18 protein-coding genes are annotated in these 24,801 nt (G+C 67.6%); 10 read left to right on the forward strand and 8 right to left on the reverse strand.

Going from position 1 to position 24,801, the window contains the following annotated elements:
• Positions 1 to 75: 75 nt before the first annotated feature.
• Both AC3WLF_RS22860 and AC3WLF_RS22865 read right to left on the reverse strand, forming a co-directional pair.
• The gene (locus AC3WLF_RS22860) at positions 76 to 1,074 is read right to left on the reverse strand and encodes a Bug family tripartite tricarboxylate transporter substrate binding protein (RefSeq protein ID WP_010809870.1); all 999 of its coding nucleotides are present in this window, start codon (positions 1,072 to 1,074) and stop codon (positions 76 to 78) included.
• A 52-nt stretch (positions 1,075 to 1,126) separates the two neighbouring features.
• Positions 1,127 to 2,620, reverse strand: coding sequence for an acyl-CoA synthetase (locus AC3WLF_RS22865; RefSeq protein ID WP_492353214.1), 1,494 nt, complete (start codon positions 2,618 to 2,620; stop codon positions 1,127 to 1,129).
• Positions 2,621 to 2,747: 127 nt separating this feature from the next.
• Here AC3WLF_RS22865 and AC3WLF_RS22870 point away from each other — a divergent pair, with 127 nt between their 5' ends.
• From AC3WLF_RS22870 to AC3WLF_RS22880, 3 genes are all read left to right on the forward strand, one after another.
• Positions 2,748 to 3,662 (forward strand): LysR family transcriptional regulator, encoded by a 915-nt coding sequence (locus AC3WLF_RS22870; RefSeq protein ID WP_492357561.1) that lies wholly within the window; start codon positions 2,748 to 2,750, stop codon positions 3,660 to 3,662.
• A 137-nt stretch (positions 3,663 to 3,799) separates the two neighbouring features.
• Positions 3,800 to 4,315 carry a winged helix-turn-helix transcriptional regulator gene (locus AC3WLF_RS22875; RefSeq protein ID WP_492321481.1) on the forward strand — a complete coding sequence of 172 codons (516 nt, stop codon included), beginning with the start codon at positions 3,800 to 3,802 and terminating at the stop codon, positions 4,313 to 4,315.
• Positions 4,308 to 5,666 (forward strand): MATE family efflux transporter, encoded by a 1,359-nt coding sequence (locus tag AC3WLF_RS22880; RefSeq protein WP_492321482.1) that lies wholly within the window; start codon positions 4,308 to 4,310, stop codon positions 5,664 to 5,666. Before AC3WLF_RS22875 ends, AC3WLF_RS22880 begins: the two co-directional genes overlap by 8 nt.
• A 34-nt stretch (positions 5,667 to 5,700) precedes the next feature.
• Here the strand turns inward: AC3WLF_RS22880 and AC3WLF_RS22885 are convergent, their stop codons facing one another.
• The 4 genes from AC3WLF_RS22885 to AC3WLF_RS22900 all read right to left on the reverse strand — a co-directional run bounded on the left by AC3WLF_RS22885 (position 5,701) and on the right by AC3WLF_RS22900 (position 14,161).
• Complete coding sequence (locus AC3WLF_RS22885; RefSeq protein WP_492321483.1) at positions 5,701 to 7,149, reverse strand: efflux transporter outer membrane subunit; 1,449 nt, start codon at positions 7,147 to 7,149, stop codon at positions 5,701 to 5,703.
• Positions 7,146 to 10,304: an efflux RND transporter permease subunit gene (locus tag AC3WLF_RS22890; protein WP_492358879.1), complete on the reverse strand. Its 3,159-nt coding sequence runs from the start codon at positions 10,302 to 10,304 to the stop codon at positions 7,146 to 7,148. Before AC3WLF_RS22890 ends, AC3WLF_RS22885 begins: the two co-directional genes overlap by 4 nt.
• Entirely contained in the window at positions 10,301 to 11,545 is a 1,245-nt protein-coding gene (locus AC3WLF_RS22895; protein WP_492357591.1) for an efflux RND transporter periplasmic adaptor subunit, read from the reverse strand. Before AC3WLF_RS22895 ends, AC3WLF_RS22890 begins: the two co-directional genes overlap by 4 nt.
• Before the next feature lie 219 nt (positions 11,546 to 11,764).
• Positions 11,765 to 14,161: a carbohydrate-binding family V/XII gene (locus tag AC3WLF_RS22900; RefSeq protein WP_492358880.1), complete on the reverse strand. Its 2,397-nt coding sequence runs from the start codon at positions 14,159 to 14,161 to the stop codon at positions 11,765 to 11,767.
• A gap of 348 nt (positions 14,162 to 14,509) precedes the next feature.
• Here AC3WLF_RS22900 and AC3WLF_RS22905 point away from each other — a divergent pair, with 348 nt between their 5' ends.
• The gene (locus AC3WLF_RS22905) at positions 14,510 to 15,655 is read left to right on the forward strand and encodes a metallophosphoesterase (RefSeq protein ID WP_492358881.1); all 1,146 of its coding nucleotides are present in this window, start codon (positions 14,510 to 14,512) and stop codon (positions 15,653 to 15,655) included.
• Positions 15,656 to 15,852: 197 nt separating this feature from the next.
• On the opposite strand, the gene ettA is transcribed toward AC3WLF_RS22905, so the two are convergent.
• Positions 15,853 to 17,520, reverse strand: coding sequence for an energy-dependent translational throttle protein EttA (gene ettA, locus AC3WLF_RS22910; RefSeq protein ID WP_492320378.1), 1,668 nt, complete (start codon positions 17,518 to 17,520; stop codon positions 15,853 to 15,855).
• 138 nt (positions 17,521 to 17,658) lie between these two features.
• Here ettA and AC3WLF_RS22915 point away from each other — a divergent pair, with 138 nt between their 5' ends.
• Positions 17,659 to 17,883, forward strand: coding sequence for a hypothetical protein (locus AC3WLF_RS22915; RefSeq protein ID WP_010812270.1), 225 nt, complete (start codon positions 17,659 to 17,661; stop codon positions 17,881 to 17,883).
• Positions 17,884 to 17,932: 49 nt separating this feature from the next.
• On the forward strand, positions 17,933 to 18,457 hold the full coding sequence (locus tag AC3WLF_RS22920) for a YgjP-like metallopeptidase domain-containing protein (RefSeq protein WP_492320447.1): 525 nt from the start codon (positions 17,933 to 17,935) through the stop codon (positions 18,455 to 18,457).
• Here the strand turns inward: AC3WLF_RS22920 and AC3WLF_RS22925 are convergent.
• Positions 18,439 to 19,338, reverse strand: a complete 900-nt coding sequence (locus AC3WLF_RS22925; RefSeq protein WP_492320379.1) for an endo alpha-1,4 polygalactosaminidase — start codon at positions 19,336 to 19,338, stop codon at positions 18,439 to 18,441. The genes AC3WLF_RS22920 and AC3WLF_RS22925 overlap by 19 nt on opposite strands.
• A gap of 416 nt (positions 19,339 to 19,754) precedes the next feature.
• On the opposite strand from AC3WLF_RS22925, the gene AC3WLF_RS22930 reads away from it, so the two are divergent.
• From AC3WLF_RS22930 to AC3WLF_RS22945, 4 genes are all read left to right on the forward strand, one after another.
• Positions 19,755 to 20,657, forward strand: a complete 903-nt coding sequence (locus tag AC3WLF_RS22930) for an amidohydrolase family protein (protein ID WP_492320380.1) — start codon at positions 19,755 to 19,757, stop codon at positions 20,655 to 20,657.
• 47 nt (positions 20,658 to 20,704) lie between these two features.
• The gene (locus AC3WLF_RS22935; protein ID WP_153955447.1) at positions 20,705 to 21,619 is read left to right on the forward strand and encodes an amidohydrolase family protein; all 915 of its coding nucleotides are present in this window, start codon (positions 20,705 to 20,707) and stop codon (positions 21,617 to 21,619) included.
• Positions 21,620 to 21,735: 116 nt separating this feature from the next.
• Positions 21,736 to 23,178: a UbiD family decarboxylase gene (locus AC3WLF_RS22940; RefSeq protein WP_492320381.1), complete on the forward strand. Its 1,443-nt coding sequence runs from the start codon at positions 21,736 to 21,738 to the stop codon at positions 23,176 to 23,178.
• 227 nt (positions 23,179 to 23,405) lie between these two features.
• Positions 23,406 to 24,797: a nucleobase:cation symporter-2 family protein gene (locus tag AC3WLF_RS22945; protein WP_492320382.1), complete on the forward strand. Its 1,392-nt coding sequence runs from the start codon at positions 23,406 to 23,408 to the stop codon at positions 24,795 to 24,797.
• Positions 24,798 to 24,801 lie beyond the last annotated feature (4 nt).

Raw genomic sequence — 24,801 nt, forward strand, 5'->3', positions numbered from 1 at the left:
AAGTCACCGGCGGCCTGCCGGGCCAGGGGCGAGCAGTAGCTTACCCCATGGCCCTGGCGGCTCCCGCACTTCCAGTCAGTCCAACGAAATGTTATTGGCCTTGATGACCTTGCCCCAATGCTCGCGGTCGGCTTCGATATATCGGTCGATCTCGGCCTGCGTGCGCGGGGCCTGCACGACCAAGCCCAGCGCGCTGAAGGTGGAACGGAACTGCGCGTCCTTGAGCACGTGGGCAGCGGCGGCCTGCAGCCTGGCCACCGCATCGGGCGGCGTCTGCGCGGGCACGGCCAGGCCGAACCAGGTGGCGGCCTGGAAGTTGGGATAGCCGCCTTCCGCCACGGTCGGCACGTCGGGCAGCACGTCCAGCCGGGTGCGGCCGGTGACCGCCAGCGCCTTGAGCTTGCCTGCCTTGATATGTGGCAGCGAGGTGCTGACCACATCCACCATCAGCTGCACGTCGTTGGCCAGCAGCGCCGACAGCGCCGGGGCGCTGCCGTTGTAGGGCACGTGGGTGACGCTGATGCCCAGCTCGGTCTTGAGCATTTCGGTGGCCAGCTGGAGCGCGTTGCCCAGGCCGACCGAGCCATAGTTGAGCTTGCCGCCCGCGGCCTTGGCGTAGGCCGCGAACTCGCGGATATTGCTGGCCGGCACCTTGCTGTTGGTCACCACCACCAGCGGCACCTCGGCGCCGATGCTGAAGATCTTGAAGTCCTTGGGCGGATCGTAGTTGATCTTCTTGTACAGCATCGGGTTGAGCACCATGCTGCCGTTGGTGGCCAGCACCATGGTGTAACCGTCTGCGGGCGCACGCGCCACGCTGGTGGTCCCGATCATGGTGGCCGCGCCGGGGCGGTTTTCCACCACCACGGTCTGGCCCAGCTGGCGCGACATGCCGTCGGCCAGCGCGCGGCCGAACTGGTCGGTCGAGCCGCCGGGGGTGTAGGGCACGACCAGCTTGATCGGACGATCGGGATAGGCGGCCTGCGCGGCCCCGCCCCACATGGCCAGCGCACACCCCGCGCCGGCTGCCATCGCGGCGAGCCAGGCGCGCCGTCCGCTTGGTTTGTTCTGCATCGCGTCTCCTCCTGTTGTTATCGGTCGTGATCGATCCAGGCCGGGCACGCGCTCAGACGCGGCGCTGGCGGCCTTCCCAGTATCGGTCACGCAGCCGGCGCTTGGCGAGCTTGCCGGTTTCATCGCGCGGCAGCTGCGCCTCGACCACGATGCTGCGCGGCACCTTGAAGCCCGACAGCCGCTGGCGCAGCCAGTCGATCACCTCGGCCTCGCGGATCTCCACGCCCGGCATCGGCTGCACCATGCCCAGCAGGCGCTCGCCGTACTCGTCGTCGGGGATGCCGAACACCACGCAGTCGGCCACGCCGGGGTAGCGCACCAGCTCATGCTCGATCTCGGCCGGGTAGATGTTCACGCCGCCGGAGATCACCATGTCCGAGGCGCGGTCGCAGATAAACAGGTAGCCGTCGGCATCGACATAGCCCATGTCGCCCAGCGTCACCAGCCCGTCGCGGTCGATGGCGGCGCGCGCGGCGTCATTGTTGCGGTAGCTGAAGTCGGGGTAAGCCGGCTGGCGCACGTAGACCAGGCCGACCTCGCCCGGCGCGCACGGGCGGCCGTTCTCGTCGAGGATGCGCAGCTGGGCGTCATCGACCGGCTTGCCGGCGGTCCCCGGGCGCGCGGCGGCATCGGCCGGCGTGGCCACGGTGATCATGCCGGCTTCGCTGGAGGCGTAGGTTTCATGGATGACCGGGCCCAGCCATTCCAGCATCGCGCGCTTTACTTCGGGCGAGCACGGCGAGCCGGTGGAGGCGACGAAGCGGATCGAAGACAGGTCGTACTTCGCGCGCACCTCGGGCGGCAGCTTGAGCAGGCGCACGTACATGATCGGCACCAGGTAGAGCACGTCGATGCGGTGCTTTTCCACCAGCGCCAGCACCTGCTCGGCGTCAAAGCGCGGCGTGAGCACCAGGCGTTCGGCCATCTGCAGCGCGTTCTGGATAAACGAGCCCGGCGCGCTGTGGTACAGCGGCGCCGACATCAGCGTGCGGCAGCCCGGCTCGATGCCATAGGTCTGCCTCACCACCGAGCGCATGCGCGCGAGCTGTTCCTCCAGCCGGTCCAGCGGCAGCGGCTGGCGCACCACGCCCTTGGGCCGGCCGGTGGTGCCGGAGGTGTAGGCCATATGGCCGCGCGGCGCCACGCGCGGGCCGTCGTAGGCCGGCTGCTGCGCCAGCCAGCTTTCATAGTCGATGGCGCCTTCGGCGGGGCCGCCCACCGACAACACCGTCATGCCGGCCGGAACGGCGTCGCGCACGACGGGCAGCAGGTCGGCCTGCACCAGCAGCACCCTGGCGCCGCTGTCGGTCAGCAGGAAGCGCACCTCCTCGGCGGTGAAGTGCCAGTTGATCGGGCAGTAGTAGCAGCCCGCGGTGCGGCAGGCATGGACCACGTCGGCATAGGCCGGATCGTTGCGCAGCAGCACGGCGACCACGTCGCCCTCCTGCACGCCCAGCGCGCGCAGGCCGCCGGCCAGGCGGGCGCCGCGCGCCAGCAGTTCTTCGCCGCTGCGGTGCATGTCTTCAAACCAGAGGTCCGTGGCCATCTGTTGTCTCCTGTATGCGATCCGTTCTGTCAGCCGACCACTGTATCGGCGTAGCCGTGCATCGACAATCACGCGCATCGGAATCACAATGTTGCACCAGACGCGACAATCCTGCAGGCAATCCCCGATGGACCTCAACCTGATCCAGGCCTTCGTCGACATCGTCGACGCGGGCAACCTGGCCGAAGCCGGCCGGCGCCGCGGCGTGACGCGCTCGCAGGTCAGCCGCCAGCTGCGTGAGCTGGAGCACCAGGCCGGCGCCCAGCTGCTGCGCCGGACCACGCGCCGGCTGGAGTTGACCGGGCCCGGCCATGCGCTGTACCAGCATGGCGTGCGCATCCTGCAGGAAGTGGCCTCGGCGCAGGCCGAGATCGACAGCCTGGGCCGGACCCTGCGCGGCCATGTGCGCGTGAGCGTGCCCACCGGGCTGGGCGATGCCTATATCGCGCCGCTTCTGCTGCAGTTTGCGCGGAAGCACCCCGGCATTACGTTGCGCGTGTTCTTCGCCAACCGCGTCAACGACCTGATCGCGGCCGAGATCGATGTCGCGCTGAAGGTCACCTCGGCGCCGCCGCTGGATCATGTGGCACGTGAAATCTGCGACATCCGCTGGCAACTGTATGCATCGCCGGAGTACCTCGCAGGCATCCCGCCGGTACAAGCGCCGCCCGACCTGACCGGCTGCAACTTCCTGTGCCCGCCGTACCCGCCGCGCCAGTTCCCGCTGTCGCTGTACCGCGACGGCCAGCGCGTGGACGTGGCCCTGACGCCAAAGCTGCAGTCCGAACACTTCCTGTTCCTGGCGCGCGCCGTGCGCGAGGGCCACGGCATCGGCATGCTGCCGGTCTACATCGGCTGGGAGGAAGTGCGCGCCGGCCGGCTGGTGCCGGTGCTGCCCGACTGGCGCCCGGAGGGGCTGGGCAACAAGCTCTTCATCATCACCACGCCCAACCTGCACCCGTCGATGGCCACCCGCGCGCTGATCGGGTTCCTGCGCGAGGAACTGGACAAGCTTGAGGTGTTCCGCGACGCAGTGGCGTAGCCGGCACCGCCGGCCGGTGAACGAACGCTTTCCGGACCTAGGGTGGCAGCCCGCCCTGCAAACTTTCGTTTTGCAAGCTATGCTCCAGAAAACTTGCACTTTGCAAGCAAACCGACAGGACCAGAACGGCGGAGACCATGCCCCCTACCGATTTCACCTCGATGCCCTGCCCCGTGGCCCGCTCCATGGCCGTGCTGGGCGAACGCTGGGCCATCCTTGTGCTGCGCGAGGCCTTCTACGGCAGCACGCGCTTCGACGAGTTCGAACGCAACCTTGGCATCGCCCCCAATATCCTCAGCGCGCGCCTGAAGACGCTGGTGGCGCACGGGCTGCTGGCCCGCGTCACGCCCGAGGGCGGTGCTCGCCACATCTATCAGCTGACCGACAAGGGCCGCGACTTCTTTCCGGCCTATGTCGCGCTCAAGGCCTGGGCCGACCGCTGGATGACCGATGAAAAGGGTCCGCTGACGCTGCTGCAGGACCGCCGCACCGGCGCCGAGATTGCCGAGCCGGCGCTGGCGCGCGCCGACGGCAGCGCGATCACGCTGGACGATGTGCGTGTCCTGCCCGGCCCGGGTGCCGGCCGCTTCCTGCGGCAGCGCTTTGGCGAGGCCGGGACCGTTGGCGAGCCAGGGGAGGCCCGCCATGACTGACACGCGCGCATTGCCCGCGGGCGCCCTGCCCGCCGAGGCGGTACCGGCCACTGAAATTGCGCGCCGCATCGGCAAGCTGGCCGGACCGACCGCGCTGATCGCCGTGCTGCAGGCCGCGGCCCAGTTGATCGAAACCTGGCTGGCCGCGCGCCAGGGCACGGCGGCGCTGGCCGGCTGGGCGGTGGTGCTGCCGTTTGCGCTGCTGCTGCAGCAGATGTCGACCGGAGCGATGGGCGGCGGCGTGGTCGCGGCCATCGCCCGCGCGCTCGGCGCCAACAAGCGCGAGGAAGCATCTTCGCTGGTCATGCACGCGCTGCTGATCGCAGTGACCGCCGGGCTGGCCTTTGCGGTGGTGCTGGCGGGCTTCCCGCGCAGCGTGCTGGGCGCGGTGGCCGGCGCCACGGCGGCGGAGGCCGCTGCCAACTATGCGATCTGGTTGTTCGGTGCCGGCGCGATTCCGGCGTGGCTGGCCAATACGCTGGCCTCGGTGCTGCGCGGCGGCGGCCGCCATGCGCTGGCCGCACGCGTGCTGGCGCTGATGTGGGTCGCTTTCCCCGCACTGTCGTGGCTGCTGGCCGAGCCTGCCGGCATGGGGCTGGCCGGCATCGGCGCCGCGCTGGCGGCGGTGTCGTGGGCCGCGGCGCTGGCCATGGCGATCGTGGTGGCGCGCGGCGGCGCGGGCTTCGTGCCGGTGCTGCGGGTGCGGCCGTCGTGGGAGCTGTTCGCGCGCATCCTGTCGGTCGGGCTGGTGGCGTGCGCGCTGGCCTCGGTGGCCAACCTGACCACCATCCTGGTCACCGCGCAATTGCGCCACCACGGCACTGCGGCAGTGGCGGCCTATGGCATCTCGGCGCGGCTGGAATTCCTGATGATCCCGCTGGCCTTTGGCGTGGGTTCGGCGCTGACCGCGCTGGTCGGCCGCGCCGTGGGCGCCGGCGACTGGCATACCGCCCGCCGCACGGCATGGGTCGGCGCGTTCCTGGCGCTGGCTATCGCCGGCACCGCCGGCACCGCCGTGGGCCTGGCGCCGGTGCGCTTTGCCGGCCTGTTCACCCATGACGCCGAAGTGATCACCATCGCCGCGCGCGCGCTGTCATGGGTAGGGCCGGCCTTCGGCGGCTTCGGCCTGGGCATGGCGCTGTACTTTGCCTCGATGGGCGCGGGCCGCATGCGCTGGCCGGTGGCCGCGGGGCTGTGCCGTATCGCGCTGGCGGTGGGCGGGGGCTGGCTGCTGGCGAACGTGTTCGGGATGGGGCTTGACGGACACTTCCTGGGGGTGGCGCTGGGGATTACGGCCTATGGCGTGGTCACGGCGCTGGGGGTGCGGCAAGGGGAATGGTCGGCGCGGTAAGTGCGATGCGGCTGGCAGGCGCCAGCCGCCCCTGCTACCGCCTCAACACCTTCGCATCCCCCTGCATCCCCGCGTCGCGCACATCCTGCGGCACCGACGGCCAGCCGCCGCCGAGCGACTTGTACAACGCCGCGGTGCCGGTCAGCACGTCCACCTGCCCCTGCACCGCCGACAGCTGCGCGGCGAACAGCTTCTCCTGCGCCGTGGTCACCTCCAGGTAGCTGGAATAGCCGCCCTCGTAGCGCGCGCTCGACTGGTCGGCATAGACCACCAGGCTCTTCTCCTGCTGGCGCAGGCTGACCAGGCGGTTGCGGGTCTCGATGCCGTTGGACAGTGCACTGTTGACGTCGGCCAGGGCCGACAGCACGGTGCCCTGGTAGGCCAGCATGGCCTGGTCGCGCTGCGCCGAGGCAGTCTGCACCTGGCCACGGATGGCGCCGCCCTGGAAGATCGGCTGGGTCAGGCCGGCACCGATGCCCCACACCTGCGAGGCACTGTGCCACAACCCGGCCGGCGAACTGGCAATGGCGCCGAACAGCCCGCTCAGGTTGACGGCCGGCAGGTACAACGCCTGCGCGGCGCCCAGCTGCGCATTGGCGGCGATGGCGGACTGCTCGGCCTGCAGCACGTCCGGCCGGCGCGACAGCAGCGCCGCTGGCAGGTCCGCACCCACCGGCGGAGGCTGCAGTTCATTGACCGGCTTGCCGCGCTCGATCGGCCCGGGCTCGCGGCCCAGCAGCACCGACAGCGCGTTCTCGGTCTGCGCGATGCCGCTGCGCAGCACCGGGATCGTCGCCTCGGTCACGTAGAAATCGTTCTCGGCCTGCGACAGCTCAACCTGCGAGATCACCCCGCCCTCATAGCGCTGCCGGAAGATATCCAGTCCAGCCCCGCGCGCCTTCAGTGTCTGCTGCGCGATCTCCAGCTGCGCGTCCAGCCCGCGCAGCGTGGCATAGCCCTGCACCACCGATGCCGCCAGTGACAGCACCACGCCACGGCGCGCGTACTCGGCGTTCCACAGGCTGGCCTCGGCGGACTCCGCCTGGCGCCGGATGCGGCCCCACAGGTCGATCTCCCAGCTGGCATTGGCGAGCAGCTGGTACGAGTTGCGCGGGCCATCGAGCGACGCGAACGGCGTGCCGTTGAAGGTGCCGGCGCGCTGGCGCGTGGCCGCCGCAGACAGGTTCACCTGCGGGAAGAATCCCGAGCGCACCACCATCAGCTGGCCGCGGAACTCATCGATGCGGACCGCGGCGATGCGCACGTCGTAGCTGTTGCGCAGCGCCGTCTCGACCAGCGTGTTCAGCACCGGGTCGCCGAAGCTGTCCCACCAGGCGCTGTCCGCAGCCACGGACAGCACCCCGGTATCGATACGGTACTGGGCCGGCTCGGGCGTGGCCGGGCGCTCATAGTTCGGGCCGATGGCACAGCCGCCCAGCGCTGCGGCCAGACAGGCACCGGCCAGCCGGTGGCGTGCGCTCATGACGGTTCTCCGGCCGGTGGCGTGGTGGTTGCGGCCCCGACCTTGGGCTTCGGCTTGCGCTCGGACATTACCTCCAGCCCCCAGAAGAACATCGGGATGAAGAACAGCGCAATCACCGTGGCGCCGAGCATCCCGCCAATCACGCCGGTGCCCAGCGACTGTCGGCTGGCCGCCGACGCGCCGCTCGCGATCGCCAGCGGCACGCAGCCGAGGATAAAGGCAAGCGAGGTCATGATGATCGGACGCAGGCGCAGCTTGGCCGCATGCAAGGCCGCGTCGTAGGCACTGAGGCCTTCCTTGTGCCGGATTTCCACCGCGAACTCGAAGATCAGGATGGCATTCTTCGCCGCCAATGCAATCAGCACCGTCAGCCCGATCTGGAAGTAGACGTCGTTCTGCATGCCACGCAACAGGATGGCAACCAGTGCGCCGAACAGCGCAAACGGTACCGCCAGCAGCACACCGAACGGCAGCGTCCATTTTTCGTACTGCGCCGCAAGGATCAGGAACACCATCAGCAAGGCAAAGGCAAAGACCATCGCTGCCGTCGATCCGGCGGTCTTCTCCTCGTACGCCTGTCCGCTCCAGGCAAAACTGTAGCCCTGGCCAAGCACTTCCCGCGCCACGTCCTCCATGGCCGCAAGCGCCTGGCCGGAGCTGTAGCCCGGCGCGGCATCGCCCATGATCTTGGCGGCCGGGAAATTGTTGAAACGGGTCATGATATCGGCGCCCGGGACATACCGGGATGTCGTCACCGCCTTGATCGGCACCATTTCGCCAGTGCGGTTGCGCACGTAGACCTTGTCGAGATCCTCCGGACGCGAGCGGTAGTCGGCCTCGGCCTGCAGGATCACCTGGAACAGCCGGCTGTTCTTCGGGAACTGGCTGACGAAGAGCGAACCGAACATGGTCTGCAGCGCGGAATAGACCTGCTCGACGGGCACGCCCTGGGTTTCGGAACGTTCGCGATCCACCTCCACCAGCAACTGGCGCGAGCGCGTGTTGATAGTGGAATTGATCCCGGTCAGCTCTGGCCGCTGCCGGGCCTTGGCGATAAAGGCATGCACCCGCTCCTCCAGCTGCTGGTAGGTGCCGTCCGCCGTGCTCTGGAGCCAGAACTCAAAACCACCGGTGGTTCCCAGGCCCGGGATTGAGGGCGGGTTGATCGGAATGCTTACACCGTCCTGGTAGCCCGCAAACTCCTTCTTCGCCTTGGCGATCAGATCCACCGCGCTCTCGCCCTCCTTGCGGTCATGGAAGCCCTTCAGCGTGATGAACAGGGTGGAAGCATTGGCCTTGTTCTGCGAATCGATCAGGCTGTACCCGTCCACGGACGCCACCGAGCTGACGCCGGGCTGCTTGGCGTACCAGGCCTCGGCACGGGAGGAGAGGTTGCCGGTGCGGTCCAGGCTGGCCGCATCCGGCATGACCACGGCACCGAACAGATAGCCCTGGTCCTCCACCGGCAGGAACGACGACGGTATCCGCACGAACATCAGCACGCTCACCCCGATCATGACAAGGATGATGACGATGGAGATCACGGTCCGCCTGATCACGACCTGCAGCGACTTGTCGTACCCCTGGATCAGGCGATCGAACGAATTGTTGAACCACTGGAAGAACCGGTTCTTCTTGTGCTCGCCGGGCTTGAGCAGGATTGCCGCAAGCGCCGGCGACAATGTCAGCGCCACCACCCCGGACAGCACCACCGACACCGCGATAGTGACGGCAAACTGCTTGTAGAGCTGGCCGGTAATGCCTGACAGGAACGCCACCGGGATGAACACCGCCAGCAGCACCAGCACGATCGCAACCACGGGGCCGCTCACCTCGTCCATGGCACGCTTGGCCGCCTCCTTTGGTGGCAGCTTGAACTCCACCATATTGCGCTCGACGTTCTCTATCACCACGATCGCGTCGTCAACCACAATGCCGATGGCCAGCACCATCCCGAACAAGGTCAGCATGTTGACCGAGAAGCCGAACATGCTCATGCCGACGAAGGCGCCGATGATCGACACCGGCACGGCCAGGATCGGCACGATGGTTGCGCGCAGGCTCTGCAGGAACAGGTAGACCACCAGGATCACGAGGATCACCGCATCGCGCAGTGTGTGCACCACCTCGTCGATCGATTCGTTCACGAACTCGGTAGTGTCGAGCGCAACTTCATATTCCAGCCCCGGCGGGAACGACTTCTTCAGTTCCGCCAGCGTGCCGCGCACCTGCTTGGCCACGTCCAGCGCATTGGCGCCCGGCTGCTGGTAGACCGCCAGCAGCGTGGCGGTCTTGCCCTTGTAGCGGCTGCGCAGCGAATAGTCCTTGACGCCGAGTTCGGCCCTGCCGATGTCCTTGAGCCGCACCAGCGCGGCGTCGCCCGACTGCGCGCGCAGGATCATGTTCTCGAACTCGGCGGGCTCGGTCATCTGGCCCTTGGTCGCAATCGGGAACGTCTGCAGCACGGGATCCGTGGTCGGCGACTGTCCGATACGGCCGGCGGAGAACTGCTGGTTCTGCGCGCTGACAGCGTTCTTGACGTCTTCCGTGGTAATGCCCAGCGACGCCATCCGGTCCGGCCGCAGCCAGAGCCGCATGGCGTAGTCCGGATTGCCGAAGATCGCCGACTGGTTGGCGCCGGGAATGCGCTTGAGCGCATCCAGCACATAGATGTTGGCGTAGTTGCCGACAAAGGTCTGGTCGTAGCTGTTGTCCGGCGAAAAGATGGCAATCACCATCATGAACGCGGACGAGCGCTTCTGCACGGAAACGCCCTGCGCCGTGACCGCTTCAGGCAGGGTCGGCAGCGCCAGGTTGACCCGGTTCTGCACATCCACCTGCGCCAGTTGCGGATCGGTCCCGATCTCGAAATACGCCGTCAGGGTCAGGTCACCCGTCGAGGAACTCGTCGAGTTCATGTACATCATCCGGTCCGCGCCGTTGACCTGCTGCTCGATCGGCGCCGCGACGTTCTGCGCAACCACTTCCGCGCTGGCTCCCGGGTATCGAGTCGTCACCGTGATCGACGGCGGCGTGACGTCCGGGAACTGGGCAATCGGCAGTTTGGTCAGCGCGACCAGGCCGCCCACCACGATGATGATGGACAGGACCGACGCAAAGATGGGTCGGTCGATAAAGAAGTGGGCAAGCTTCATGGCTTGCTCCCTGCGCTCTGCGTGCTCTCGGCCTGGACGGGGGATGACGCGCCTGGCGCACCCGGTGCGCCCGGTGCGCTGGCGGGCGCCGCACCCGCCGGGGGCTTCTGGCCGGACGCGACCTCGGTGGCCTTGACCGGCGCGTCGGGCGCCAGCCGCAGCCCGCCGCTGACGACCACGCGCTCGCCCGGCTTCAGGCCGGAGCGGATCACCCAGTTGTCGCCGGTCCACTGGCCCACGTCGACCACGCGCTGCTGGGCCTTGTTGTCCGCGCCGACCACCCACACCATCTGCCCGCGCGGGCCCTGGATGACGGCTTCCTGCGGCACCGCCACGGCCTTGGTGCGCTCGGCGCCATGCAGCTTCACGCGCACGAACTGGCCGGGGCGCAGCGTGCCGTCAGGGTTGGCGACCTCGGCGCGGATCATGTAGGTGCCGGTCTCGGCGCTGAACGAGGCATCGGCAAAGGTGATCTTGCCGTGATGCGGGAACTGGCTGCCATCGGCCATCACGATCACCACGTCAAAGGCGCCCTTGGGCGGGAACTTGAGCGCGCCGGACTCCTGCTCCGAGCGTGACGACAGCACCTCGTTCTCGGACAGGCTGAAATTGACCCACATCGGGTCGAGCTTGGCCACGTAGGTGAGCAGGCTGTTCGACGGATCGATATAGCTGCCCGCCTGCTTCTTGGCAAAGCTCGACACGCCGGTGACCGGTGACTTGATCGTGGTATAGCCCAGGTTCAGCCTGGCATTGGTGACATTGGCCCGGGCCGCCTCGACCGAGGCCGCGGCGGCCTGCTGCTTGCCAACGGCGTCGTCCAGGTCGCGCTGGCTCAGCGCGTTGCGCTCGGCCAGCGGGCGCACCCGCGCCAGGTCGGCATTGGCGGTCTTGAGCCGCGCCACCTGCTGCGCCATTTCGGCATTGGCCGCATCCAGCGCCGCGGCGAACGGCTTGGGATCCATCAGGAACATGGTCTCGCCGGCCTTGACCACCGCGCCCTCGGTATAGACGCGCCGGTCCAGGAAGCCATTGACGCGCGCGCGGATCTCCACCTGCTGCGAGCTCTGGGTCTGGCCGACGAAGTCATAGACGATCGGCACATCGCGCAGCGCCACCGTCATCGTGCCGACCTCGGCCGCGGGCGGTGCGCTGGGCGCCGGTTTGTCCTTGCCGCAGGCGGCCAGCGTCATCGCGCAGGCCAGCCAGAGCGCGCCGCGCCAATGGAAAGCAGTGTTCACGGATCCCTCTCCCGCCATGGTTATGCACGCGATTGCCGCGCGCGCACGCTGGCGACCTTCCGTCGCGCCGGACCGGTGGCCGCACTCGCCTCTTTACCGGCAGGGTAAGGCTCGGCCCTGCGGGCGCCAATTCAATTCTTTTGTAGGCGTCTTTACTGCTTTCGACTTGCTTTCGCCCGCACCCGCGCAGGTGCCCGCGCGGGCTGCCAGGGCCCTGGCTCAGCGGCGGAACCCGCCATGGAAGCCGCCGCCGCGGAAACCACCGGCACGGCCGCCAAAGCCGCCACCGCCGCCGCGCCCCTGCCACTGCTGGGCCGTGCCCTGGAAGCGCTGCTGGCCAACCTCGCGCGCTTGGCGCTGCTGCTCCAGCCGTGCCGTGGCATCGTTGCCGGACTGCACCGGCTGCCAGCCGCTGGGGGTGTGCTTCTGCCAGCCGTCGTCGGTGTGCTGGTACACCGAGCCGTCGTGGCCGGCATACACGTTGCCGTTGTTCCACACCACCGCATTGTTCTTGTCCGGATTGGCGACAAAGCCACGGCTGCCGGCAGTGTGCTGGCCGGTCTGCGTATTGCCGGCAATGCCCGCCTCGGCCGCGCCGACGCGGCCGGTCTGCGCGTTGTAGCCCGCCGCCTGGCGGCCGGCGGCATAGTTGCCGGTGTAAGTGTTGCCGGCCACGCCGCCGCGCGCGGCGCCCTCGCGCCCGGTCGACGGATTGGCGAACGAGCCCTGGCGGCCCGCCGCATAGTTGCCGGAATAGGGATTGAACGCCGCACCGCGGCTGCCCTGGTAGCGCGCCCCGGTGGCGGGGTTGTAGCCGGCGCCGGCGGTGCCCCGCCATTCGGTGCCGGTCCAGGCGTTCCAGCCCTGGGCGTGGGTCACGGTACCCTGGCCCCAGCGGCCGTAGAAATTGGCCTGGTTCACGTTGACGTAGTTCCAGTTGTACGCGCCGCCCCACCAATAAGGGCCCCAGTACGGCGAGGCCGCGCCCCAGAACGCGCCCGCGGCGAAGCCGAAGGCAAAGCCCTCGGCCATGCCGATGCCAAAGCCGGCGCCGTAGCCATAGGTGGCCGGGTAGCCGTAGTAGACCGCGCCCACATAGGGCGGATAGACATAGCCGGTGCCGTACACCACCGTGCCGTCGGCGCTGACCACCACGCCCATGTAGCCGGGGGTGTAGCCCACCGCCACGGTCTCCGGCGTGACCGAATAGATGCGCACGTAGGTCACGTAGTACACCGGCGAAGTCGGCGGGATGGTGTAGATCGCCGACGGCACCTCGGTGGCCACATGCCACGGGCCGGACGGTGCCGGCGCCGTGAACCAGACGCCGTTGGCGACCGCGTAGTAGTGGCTGCTGTCGACCTCGATCACCGGCGTGCCGCTGTTGACCGCGTAGCTGAGCGAGGTGCCGGTGATCGGCGTGAAGCGCGGCGCGCCGTCATACGCCACCGCCAGGCTGGCCTTGCTGCGCGACACCGTGGCGGTCTGCGGGATGGTGGCGGCGATCTCGGCCTCGCGTGCCTGCGGCGTGCCGGGCACCGAGACCAGCACGTTGGCCTTGGGATCGGTCGCCGGGATCCTGGCGAAGTCTGCCGGCAGCTGGCTGCCGGGCACGTACTCCCACGGCCCGGTCAGCATCGGCGCGCGGAACCAGCGGCCCGAGACCAGCACGTAATACTGGTTGGCGGCCGGATCGACAAAGACCGCGTGGTCGGCATTGGACATCGTCAGCAGGCTGACGCCGCTGACCGGCGTCATCTGCGGCGCGCCGCTGGTCATGACCAGCTCGGTCGGCTGCGTGGCAAAGAGGATCGCCGGCGCCCTGGCCGGCCGCTTGCCGTCGGCCGGCAGCATCGTGTCGGGCTTCATGCCGGCCGCCGCCTTGGTGGCCGCGCCCTCCAGCGCCTTGGGCACCGTCGTCGTCACTTCCCAGGCGCCGCCGGCCGATTCGGAGCGATACCAGTAGCCGGCCGCCTTCAGGTGCAGCTCGCCGCCGGATTCGCGCAGCAGCAGCGCACGGCTGTTCAGCGCCCGTTCGTACTGCGTGCCCGGCACGGCGCGCCAGGCCGGGTCGCCGTCGACCAGCACCAGCAGCGTCGGCGTGGTGGCAAAAAGGATCTGGGGCGCGTCATTGCGCACCGCCACGCGGCCAGCCTTGGCCAGTTGCTGCGATACCGCATAGCTGGCCTGCAGCTGGTCCAGCGGCACCGTCAGCCCGTTGGCCGGCAGGCGCGACACCAGCGCCTGGCGCACCCGGTCGGCGGCGTCGGGCCGCGTCGGCACTTCGACGCTGTCCACCGTGATCCGGGTCAGCTGCACCAGCCCGGAAGGCTTGTCGATATCGCCGGTGGCCGAGAAATGCACCACGCCGTAGGTCGGCGAACCCGATTTCTCGCCCACCGCCACCGCCGCGCGCCCGGACAGCCGGTTGCCGTCCCAGGTCTCGATCTGGGGCTGGTACAGCTCCACGTGATCGTTGGCGGCGTCGAAGTTGCGCGGCCAGCTCAGGGCAGCCGCGGCTGGCTTGGCCGGCGTGGCGGCGTGCGGGCTGAGCGGGGCGAGTGCAAGCCACGCCGCGGCGATCAGGGCGCTGGTCTGCTTCAGGCGAAAAGACATGGGTTTCTCCGGGAGGAAGCCGCCTGCGCCGGCGGGCCGGCACCGCGGGCACGATGCTGCACAACAGGCGGCCCTTCCCGCGAATCTAAATTAGGCCGCAAAGGCGAACAATCTGATTCGAAAACATTCAGGATCTGCCAGAAAAAAGACAGATCAGCCGGCCTCGACAGCGGCCTTCATACAAGTAGGAGTCGGGGCGGCGGGCCGCCATGTCAAGCCGCAATGCGCCGTTGCGACGCGCGCGGGCGAGGCGGGTGTGCATCTTGCTTGGCCTGATGCCACCCCATCGCCCCTTGAAGCCGCCCCCCGCGGCCTCATCTTCAAAGACTCCCCCTGGCCCCCGTCCCCATGCCTCCACGCACCACCATCCTGACCGCCGCCCTCGTGACAGCCCTGCTGCACGGCTATATCGGGCTGCGCCTGCTGCCGGCGATGCCGGTGCCGATGGCGGTCAAGACACTGGCCGTCATCTGGCTGGCCCTCTCCTGCGCCCTGCTGCCGGCCGGGCTGCTGGCGCGGCGCGTCAGCCAGCCCTGGTCGGACCTGGTTTCCTGGATCGGCATGCTGGCAATGGGATTCTTCTCATCCCTGCTGGTGCTGACGCTGGTACGCGACGTGGCGCTGGCGGCGGCCTGGCTGGCCGGGCAACTGCTCGGCTGGCACGCGCCCGGCCTGTCCGCGGGCAGTGCGGTGGCGGTGCCGCTGCTGGCGCTGCTGGTCACGCTGGCCGGCTATATCAATGCCCGCCGGCTGGCACGCGTGGTCGAAGTCGACGTGCCCGTGGCCGGCCTGCCTGACGCCCTGCATGGTTTCACCATCGCCCAGATCAGCGACATCCATGTCGGGCCCACCATCAAGCGGCCCTACCTCGACCGCATCGTCGACCGCGTCAACAGCCTGCAGGCCGACGCCATCGCCATCACCGGCGACCTGGTCGACGGCACCGTGCGCGAACTTTCCGCCCACACCGCGCCGCTGGCCCGGCTGCAGGCGCGCCACGGCACCTACTTCGTCACCGGCAACCATGAGTACTACTCCGGCGCGGAGCCGTGGATCATTGAGCTGCGCCGCCTGGGCGTGCGCGTGCTGATGAACGAACACGTGGTGCTGCAGCACGACGGCGACGTGCTGGTACTCGGCGGCGTCACCGACTACTCCGCCGGCCGCTTCCACGAAAGCCACCGCAGCGACCCGCACCGCGCCATCGCCGGCGCCCCGGCACACGCCGGCGCGCGCGTGCTGCTGGCCCACCAGCCACGCACCGCTGCCGCCGCGGCGGAAGCCGGTTTCGACCTGCAGTTGTCCGGCCATACCCACGGCGGCCAGTTCTGGCCGTGGAACCTGTTCGTGCCGATGCAGCAGCCATACACCGCCGGACTGGTGCGGCATGGTTCGCTGTGGATCTATATCAGCCGTGGCACCGGGTATTGGGGACCGCCGAAGCGGCTTGGGGCGCCGTCGGAGATTACGCGGGTCAGGCTGGTGCGGGCGTAGGCATGATTGCCGCTGAGGCGAAGCAAAAAGCCCCGCTCAACTGAGTCGGGGCCTTGCTTGTGGCGGCGCCTCGGTTTCGAAGCGCCACTTGTGTGCTCCCTCTCCCGCAAGCGGGAGAGGGAGCAAACCCGCTGCGTGTGAAGGTTGTCAGCAACGTGCAGGCGCGCAGGCCGGCACTCTATCGCAAACAGAGCCCATCACCGCACAATCGGCTTGTATCGAATCCGCTTGGGCTTGGCCCCTTCCTCACCCAGCCGCCGCTTCTTGTCCGCCTCGTACTCCTGGTAGTTCCCCGGGAAGAACTCCACATGCGAGTCGCCCTCGAACGCCAGGATGTGGGTAGCAATCCGGTCCAGGAACCAGCGATCGTGCGAGATCACCATCACGCAGCCCGCGAATTCCAGCAGCGCATCTTCCAGCGCCCGCAGCGTTTCCACGTCGAGGTCGTTGGACGGTTCGTCCAGCAGCAGCACGTTGCCGCCAGCGATCAGCGTCTTGGCCATGTGCAGGCGGCCGCGTTCGCCGCCCGACAGCGTGCCGACCTGCTTCTGCTGGTCGCCGCCCTTGAAGTTGAAGCGGCCGATATAGGCGCGCGACGGCGTTTCGTACCTGCCCACCGTCAGGATGTCGGAGCCGCCCGAGATCTCTTCGAACACGGTCTTGGTGCCATCGAGCGCATCGCGGCTCTGGTCGACGAACGCCATCTTCACGGTCGGCCCGATCCTGATCTCGCCGCTGTCGGGCTGTTCCTTGCCGGTCAGCATGCGGAAGAAGGTCGACTTGCCGGCGCCGTTCGGGCCGATGATGCCGACGATGGCGCCCGGCGGCACCTTGAAGCTGAGGTTGTCGATCAGCAGGCGGTCGCCGTAGCCCTTGCTCACGCCGTCGAACTCGATCACCTCGTTGCCCAGGCGCTCACCCACCGGGATGAAGATTTCCTGGGTTTCGTTGCGCTTCTGGTAGTCCTGGCTGTTCAGTTCGTCAAAGCGGGCCAGACGCGCCTTGGACTTGGCCTGGCGGCCCTTCGGGTTCTGGCGCACCCACTCCAGTTCCTTGTGCAGGGCCTTCTGGCGTGCCGATTCGCTGGCCTCTTCCTGCTTCAGGCGCGCTTCCTTCTGGTCCAGCCACGAGCTGTAGTTGCCCTTCCAGGGGATGCCCTGGCCGCGGTCCAGTTCCAGGATCCACTCGGCGGCGTTGTCGAGGAAGTAGCGGTCGTGGGTCACGGCCACCACGGTGCCCGGGAAGCGCGTCAGGAACTGTTCCAGCCATTCCACCGATTCCGCATCCAGGTGGTTGGTCGGCTCGTCCAGCAGCAGCATGTCGGGGCGCGACAGCAGCAGGCGGCACAGCGCCACTCGGCGCTTTTCACCGCCGGACAGGTTGCCGATCGTTGCCTCCCACGGCGGCAGGCGCAGCGCGTCGGCGGCGATTTCCAGCTGCAGTTCGACATTGTTGCCGTCGCTGGCGGCCAGGATGGCTTCGTACTTGGCCTGGTCGGCGGCCAGCGCGTCAAAGTCGGCGTCCGGCTCGGCATAGGCCGCGTAGATCTCGTCGAGCTTCTTGCGCGCCTCGAACACGCCGCCCAGGGCCTCTTCCACCGACTCGCGCACGGTCTGCTCGGGATTGAGCTGCGGTTCCTGCGGCAGGTAGCCGATGTTCAGGTTGGGCATCGGCGTGGCTTCGCCCTCGATTTCCTTGTCGAGGCCGGCCATGATCTTGAGCAGCGTGGACTTGCCCGAGCCGTTCAGGCCCAGCACGCCGATCTTGGCGCCGGGAAAGAACGACAGCGAGATGTCCTTCAGGATGTGACGCTTGGGCGGGACGATCTTGCCCACGCGGTTCATGGTGAAAACGTACTGTGCCATGGGTGCGTGTTGGAGGGTTGTTCGGGAATGGCGGGAGTGTATCAGGCAGGTGCGGCGCGCTGAGGCGGTCCTGCTTGATTCCGCCCTGGCCGGTACAATGACAGGTTCGATTTTTCGCCGACTTCCCAAGCCATCGCCATGAGCAAACCCGCCCTGACCCTGAAGTTCAAGTGCAAGAAGTGCACCAAACCCGTCACGCTGTACCTGCAAAAGACGTCGGCCTGCTCGCACATCACCCCATACCAGGGCTTCTGCAAGTGCGGCGAGATGATGCGCCACGCCACCGGCGACAAGGATGCGGTCGAGTCCTTCGTCAACTCGCTGGACAACAGCTGGATGCACCACCATCACCACCACCACTGAGCAGGCCACTGCCGTGACTGAAACCTGGCGCCCCGCCGGCAAGGACCCGATGCGCTTTCTGGGCGGCTACCCGCCCGGCGTGCTGGACCAGGTGCGCGAGCTGATCGCCGCCGGCCGGCTCGGGGACCATATCGCCCGGCGCTACCCCGGGCGCCACACCGTGCAGACCGACCGCGCGCTGTACGAATACACCACGGACATCAAGCAGGAATACCTGCGCAGCGCGCCGCCGCTGCACAAGGTCGGCTTCGATGCGCGCCTCGATTCGGCCCAGCGTGCGCTGGGCCTGCACACTGCGATCTCGCGCGTGCAGGGCGGCAAGCTCAAGGCCAAGAAGGAAATCCGCGTGGCGTCGCTGTTCAAGGAAGCGCCGCCGGAATTCCTGCGCATGATCGTCGTGCACGAACTCGCCCACCTGAAAGAGAGCGATCACGACAAGGCCTTCTACCGGCTCTGTGAACACATGGAGCCGCGCTACCACCAGCTGGAATTCGATACCCGGCTCTACCTGGCCTGGCGGGAGCTGGAACGCGCTGCCCCCGCCGGCGCAGGCACTCAGGCGTCGCAGGCGTAGCGGAACGAGCCGTTCAGCGTCTTGGGCAGCACCAGCGTGCGCAGGTTGGCGGCCTGCGCCTTGGCGCACAGCCCGGCGCGCGTGGCCGCGTCCCTGTACTTGGTGGCGTACTCGATCTGGAACACCGGCTTGCCCTGCCCCGTGAACGCCGTATAGGCGCCGCACTCCCGGTACTGGAAGCACTGCTCGTTGATGGCGAAATCGAAGCTTGCCGCCAGGTCGGCCACCTGCTCCACATCGTTCTTCAGCCCCACCGCCAGCCCGCGCGCATGCGCCTCGGCCGCCAGGAAGCGGTTGTAGTCGAGCTGGGTCTCGGCCGTCAGCGGCAGGCCGGTGCTGTTGGTATAGCCATCGACATTGTCCGGATCGACCGCGTCGCAGCCCTTGCTGACCGCCAGGTCCATGCGCGCCTGCATGATGCGGCGCACGTTGGCCGAGCGCGTGTCCAGCCAGCGCTCGCCCGCCCAGCCTGACAGCGGCGCGCCCATGTCGGCGGCGGCAAACTGGTTGTAGTCGGGGCGCCAGTCCTCGGAGCTGCCCGCGGAGAAATAGCAGATCACGCGCCGGCCCTGGGCCTTGAGCGCGGCGATGGTGGCCTGCGGCGTATCGAACAGGTCGAAGTCGTAGGCGGTCACCGCATAGCTGGTGTTGAGCTTGCCGGTCAGCTGGATCTGCCAGGTGTCGGTGAGCGCCGGTGCCCAGCGCGTGGTGGCGCTGGTGGTGGTTGCCGTTACCCCGTATTTCGTTGTCGTGGCCGCCGTGGTCGTCGCAGTCGGCGACACCATTTCCGTCTGGCCCCCATCCCCGCCGCAGCCGCCCAGCGCCATTGACAGCGCAACAGACAGCATGGCCCCCGCCATCACCGCAAAGTTGCCGTGCATGTTTTCACCCCTTCCCCGTGATAAACCCCGTTCAAAGCAATCGGCCCGAGTTCTCCCTGCCCCGCGCCGGCGGGCCTGCCACCACGGTTCTTGCAATGTAGCGGATTCGTACCATGGTTGGAATGCACGTGCACCCGCTGTTCGTGCGGCGCAACACATGATGCGCTTGACGCAACGCTCGGGCGCTATGTATAAAGAGCGCGTGGGTAGAAGCGGTCGATTGGACAGCAGCGGTGCAATGCCGCGAGGTTCAACTGGAGATTGCTCACTGACGGAGTGTTTCGTCGGTGGCGCAGTGGTCCAACAGCTCCCCTGACAAAGACTCCCGATAGCAGCATGCAAGGCCGGCCCCGCGGCGTTGTTCGCGCACGCCCGCCGCATGCGTGTCCAACCTAGTCATTGTTAGGGGATCTCCCATGATCATCGACACCAGCTGTTATCCGACCAACCTGGTGGACCTGGCCTGGCGCCACGACGGCGACCCGTTCACCGGCGAGCGCCTGATCCAGATGATGGACGGCCCGTTCACCATCAACGGCAAGCCGCGCCGCATCGATAAAGCCTTTATCCAGCCCCCGCAGGGCAACACCATCTACACCTACACCGACGGCGTGAAGTCAGGCAGCGAGTCTATCGACGCGTACATGGCCTACACCGCGGAGATGGTGAATAAGTACCCGGAACGCTTTATCGGCTGCTTCGTCTACAACCCGCGCTGCGGCGTCGAGAACGGCGTCAATGCCATGGAGCACTACGTCAGGAAGCTGGGCTTCAAGATGGTCCAGTTCCAGGCCAACATGCATGCCTACCGCCCGGACCGTGCCCTCGACTGGCTGCGCCCGGCGCTGCAGAAGTGCGCCGAGCTGGGCGTGCTGGTCAAGCTGCATACCGGCGACGGCCCCTACAGCATCCCGACCGAATGGGTGCCGATGATGAAGGAGTTCCCGACGGTGAACTTCATCATGGCCCACTTCGGCGTGCAGACCGGCGGCGTGTATTGCTTCGAGCCGTTCCAGATGGCCATGGACATGCCCAACGTGTACTGCGAATCGGGCTGGTGCCTGCAGTCGCGCATCGTCGAGTTCGCCAAGGTGCTGCCCAAGCACAAGATCCTGTTCGGCTCCGACACCCCGCCCAACGAGCCCGGCATGTGGCTGCGCCTGCTGGAAGTGCTGTGCTTCGAGCCGCCCCAGGGCCTGAACCTGGATGAAGACACGCTGGAGGACTACCTCGGCAACAACGTCGCCCGGATGATCGGCCTGGAACCGACGCCGGTCCCGCGCACGCTCGAAGAAGCGAAAGCACGCCTGGCCGCGTAAGCGCACACAAGCCCGCGCCACCGACAACGGACTCCGGAGCACACAACATGATTATCGATACCCATCTGCACCCGACCAATCTCGTCGACGAGGCCTGGCGCCACACCGGCGAGCCCTTCAACGGCGAGCGCATGCTCAAGATGATGGACGGCCCCTACATGATCAACGGCAAGCCGCGCCGCATCGACATGGGCTTTATCCAGCCGCCGCCGGGCAACACCGGCTACCGCGACGGCAACCGCCGCGGGCGCGAAGGCATCCGCGACTACATGGCCTATATCGCGGAGCTCTGCCAGAAGTACCCCGACCGCTTTATCGGCAACTTCACCTTCAACCCGCGCTGGGGCCCGGAAGAAGGCGCGCAGGAGCTGGAATTCCACGTCAAGGAATACGGCTTCAAGATGCTCAAGCTGCATGCCAACATGCACGGCTACCGCCCCGACCGCGCGCTGGACTGGCTGCGCCCGGCGATGAAGGTCTGCGCCAAGTACAACGTGGTGGTGCTGATCCACACCGGCGACGGCCCGTACACCATCCCGACGATGTTCTACCCGATCATCCGCGAATTCCCGATGGTCAATTTCATCATCGGCCACTTCGGCATCCAGACCGGCGGCAACTACTCGTTCGAGGCCTTCTGGATGGCAATGGACACGCCCAACGTGTATTGCGAATCTGGTTGGTGCTTCCAGTCGCGCATCGTCGAGTTCGCGCGCCAGCTGCCGCGCGACAAGATCGTGTTCGGCACCGACACCCCGCCCAACGAGCCCGGCATGTGGCTGCGCGAGCTGGAGATGCTGTGCGGCCCCGCGCCGCAGGGCATGGACCTGGACGAGGACGGGCTGGAGGACTACATGGGCAACAACATCGCCCGGCTGGTCGGCATCGAGACCACGGCGCCGCCCAAGACGCAGCAAGAGGCATTGGCGCGGCTGAAGGATACGTACGCCAGCACGCGCTGACACGTAGTCGCTAGCCGATAGCTGTTCGGCAGGCAGGCACGGCACGGCGGCCGGGACCATTCCCGGCCGCCGGGGCAGCCTTCGCCCTGGCCAACCCTGACCACAGGAGCCGATCCATGAACTCACCCTCAGCGCCCTTCGCCTCAGCGGCATCGGCGCGCAAGCCGTTTCACGACACCTCGCAGGACTTCCACCAGTTCCTGGCCGCCTACCGCGAGGCCTTTCCCGAAGACGTGCTGCATATCCGCGAGCCGGTCGGCGCCGACCAGGACCCGACCGCACTGGTGTGGGCGCTGGCCGCGCAGGGCCGCCATCCGGCCTTGCTGTTCGACCACGTCGAAGGGCTGGGCACGTCGCTGGCGACCAACCTCTTTGCCTCGCGCGAGCGCGTGGGGCGCATGCTGGGCGGCGTGGCGCCCGCCGGCATCCATGCCGAATACCAGGCCCGCAGCCGCCGCATGGTGGCGCCGCGCGTGCTGGACAGCGGCGCCGTCACCGGCCATGTCGAGACTGAACACATCGACCTGCGCACGATCCCGGCGATCAAGCACTTCGCCAGCGACCGCGGCCCCTACATCACCAACGCGATCCTGATCGCGGAAGATCCCGACACCGGTATCGGCAACGCCAGCTACCACCGCTCGATGCTGCACTCGCCCACCGAGATCGCCACCAGCCTCCATTCGCGCGGGCACCTGTGGCGCATGCAGCAGCGCGCCACCGAACTGGGCCGGCCCCTGCCGGTGGCCATGGTGATCGGCGCGCATCCGCTGTTCATGCTGGCCGGCGCCACGCGGCTGCCCTACGGCGTGGACGAGCGCCACGTTGCCGGCGGCCTGTTCGGCGCGCCGCTGGAAGCGGTACGCACACCGCGCCACGGCATCCTGGTGCCAGCGCATGCGGAGATCGTGCTTGAAGGCGTGATCGATCCCGAAGCGCGCGTCGACGAAGGCCCCTTCGGTGAATTCACCGGCTATTCGTCGGACCGTTCAACCAACAACCTGTTGCGCGTGGAAAGCGTGATGCGCCGCACCGATGCATGGCTGGTCGACGTGGTCGGCGGCAACTCGGCCGAACACCTGAACCTGGGCCGCATCCCGCGTGAATCGGAGATGGTCGAAAAGCTCAGGGAGCGCTTTCCCGGCGTCACCGCCGTGCACTACCCCAGCTCCGGTACGCACTTCCACGCCTACGTGGCGTTGCGCCAGAGCCGCCCAGGCGAGGCGCGCCAGGTGATGCTGGGCCTGCTCGGCTGGGATCCGTACCTGAAGACGGTGGTCGCGGTGGATGAGGACGTCGACATCACCCGCGATGAAGAAGTGCTGTGGGCGATGGCCACACACCTGCAACCGCACCTGGACGTGGTGGTGGTCGACGGCCTGCCTGGCAGCGCACTCGACCCCTCGGCCTCGGGTGTGGGCACCACGTCACGCATGGGGCTGGACGCCACGCGCGGACCTGCCTTCGACGGTATCCGCGCGCGCATCGACCCTGCCGCGATGGCGCGCGCGGCAGCACTGCTGAAGCGGCTGGAACGCGCGGGCTCCCACATGCCGTAAGGGATAACCCGCTGAAACTGGCGGATTCATCGTTTCACCCGATCGATAAATCCGCCCCAAACGTTGTACCTTCCCGCCGCCGCTGTCATGCTGACTTATAAGACAGGACAGGCGCGGGCTTCGCACGAGAGGATGGCAACTGACCATCCCGAAGAGGAAACGCCGGCGACCTTGGCGACACGTTAGCGCAATGCGCAACCGGCGTGATACCGACCAAAGGAGACAGCATGAACCCCACCCTGCCTACGCAAGGGAATGCCCCCGTGCATCCCGTCGACGAGGTCCTGCCCCCGCCCCGCCTGCTGGCCCTTGGCCTGCAGCACGTGCTGGTGATGTATGCCGGCGCCATTGCCGTGCCGATGATCATCGGCGGCGCCCTCAAGCTGCCCAAGGACCAGGTGGCCTTCCTGATCGCCGCGGACCTGTTCTGCTGCGGCCTGGTGACGATGATCCAGAGCATCGGCATCTGGAAGGTCGGCATCCGCCTGCCGGTGATGATGGGCGTCACCTTCACCGCCATCGCGCCGATCATCGCCACCGGCTCCAATCCGTCGCTGGGCCTGCCGGCCGTGTTCGGCGCGGTGATGGTGGCGGGCATCTTCACCTACATTGCCGCGCCCTATGTCGGCAAGATGGTGCGCTGGTTCCCGCCGGTAGTGACCGGCACGGTGGTGCTGGTGATCGGCGTCTCGCTGATGCGCGTCGGCATCAACTGGGCGGCGGGCGGCAACCCGACCATCAACACGGCGGCCGGCCCCGTGCCCAATCCCAACTTCGGCCTGCCGGTGAACATCGCCATCGCCACCGCGGTGCTGTGCACGGTGCTGGCGCTGGTGGCCTTTGCCAGGGGTTTCCTGTGCAACGTGGCGGTGCTGATCGGCATCGCGGTGGGCTTCGTGATCGCGCTGTCGCTGGGCAAGGTCAACTTCGACGGCCTGCACAACGCGCACTGGGTGGAGTTCATCACGCCCTTCCACTTCGGCTGGCCCACCTTCGATGCCATGACCGCGGTCACGCTGTGCGTGGTGATGATCGTGATCATGATCGAGGGCGTGGGCCAGTTCCTGGCGCTGGGCGAAATCGTGGGCCGCCCGGTGGGCAGCGACGACCTCGCGCGCGGCCTGCGTGCCGACGGCGTGGGCGCGCTGGTGGGAGCGGTGTTCAACACCTTCACCTACACCTCGTACGCGCAGAACGTGGGGCTGGTGCAGGTCACCGGCGTGCGCAGCCGCTGGGTCTGCGCCACCGCCGGCGGCATTCTGATCGTGCTGGGCTGCCTGCCCAAGCTCGCCTTCTTTGCCGCCTCGATCCCGCAATATGTGCTGGGCGGCGCGGCGCTGGTGATGTTCGGCATGGTGGCTGCCACGGGCGTGCGCATCCTCGGCCATGTGGACTTTGTCGAGAACAAGAAGAACGCCTATATCGTCGCCGTCAGCGTGGCGCTGGGCATGATCCCGCTGGTGTCGGACAAGTTCTTCGCGCAGATGCCGGAGCTGCTGGCCAAGTTCTGCCAGAACGGCATCCTGCTCGGCACGCTGACCGCGGTGCTGCTGAACCTGCTGTTCAACGCCCGCTCGCCGGTCCCCCAGGCCCACGGGCTGGCGAAGGAACCGGCATGAAGTA

Source organism: Cupriavidus sp. FW306-01-F10A (assembly GCF_058782785.1).